Genomic DNA, 860 nt, shown 5'->3' on the forward strand with positions numbered 1-860 from the left:
CGCGATGACGGAGCGGCTTCCAGCCTTCGCCTTGATCGCCTCGAGCCGCGTGAAATCGGGACCGGAGGCGGAACCGACCTTGGCCAATGTCATGACGATCAGCTTTTGCGGCCAAAGCGCCGGCTCGTCGAGAAATGATGCCGGACCGCGAAACCCGTCGTCGAAGAAATCCAGCGACAGGATAAGCTCCGGATGATCGCAAAAACGCCGCAACAGCGCGTCGTCCTCCTGCGATTCGGAGCCCAGGACCGGGCAAAGCCAGGGTTCGGCAAGTGCTGCCGAAAGGGTTTTCTCGTCGGCGAAGCCGGCATCGACCCAAAGCTCAGGCGGCTCCGCCATCGCCTTCAGCCGGGCAAGCGCGCCGCTGTTTGGCGTTCCGCCTTCTATGGCATCGAGATCGGCGATATAGAAGGCCGGAAAAGGGTAAAGCCGGCGCAGGCCCTCAGTGACCGCAACGACATCGGAAGTTTTGCTGAGCGGCGTGACGATCGGCCTGTAGCGATCGCGTTTTCCTTGCTGGGCGCGGACCACTTCGCCGCCTTTCAGGTCGAGAACCGGAATGATACGCAACGCTCTTTTTCTCGCTGACCAACTGCCCCTGACCAACTCTGATGAAAGCTTGAAGTGTGGAAAAAAGAAAGAGCATCGTTGCCGGCTTCGATATTGGCGGCGCCCATCTGAAGGTGACGCGCGCGCAAGACGGCCGCATCGTCGAGGCAGTAACCATCGCCACACCGCTTTGGCTGGGGCTCCATACCCTGACCTCGGCGTTCAGGGAAACGGCCCCGATTTATGCCGGCGCCGATCTCAACGCATTCACCATGACCGGCGAACTGGCTGATATCTTTCCGTCTCGCGAC

1 protein-coding gene and 1 pseudogene are annotated in these 860 nt (G+C 60.7%); one reads left to right on the forward strand and one right to left on the reverse strand.

What is annotated here, in order from left to right:
* Nucleotides 1-570: HisA/HisF-related TIM barrel protein (locus AC0L2Z_RS35335; RefSeq protein ID WP_473630636.1), on the reverse strand; the 570-nt coding region annotated here is incomplete at its 3' end.
* Between the two features lie 56 nt (nt 571-626).
* Here AC0L2Z_RS35335 and AC0L2Z_RS35340 point away from each other — a divergent pair.
* Nucleotides 627-860, forward strand: a pseudogene (locus AC0L2Z_RS35340) (hydantoinase/oxoprolinase family protein); the annotation flags it as partial.

Source organism: Mesorhizobium sp. WSM4850, from assembly GCF_055811735.1.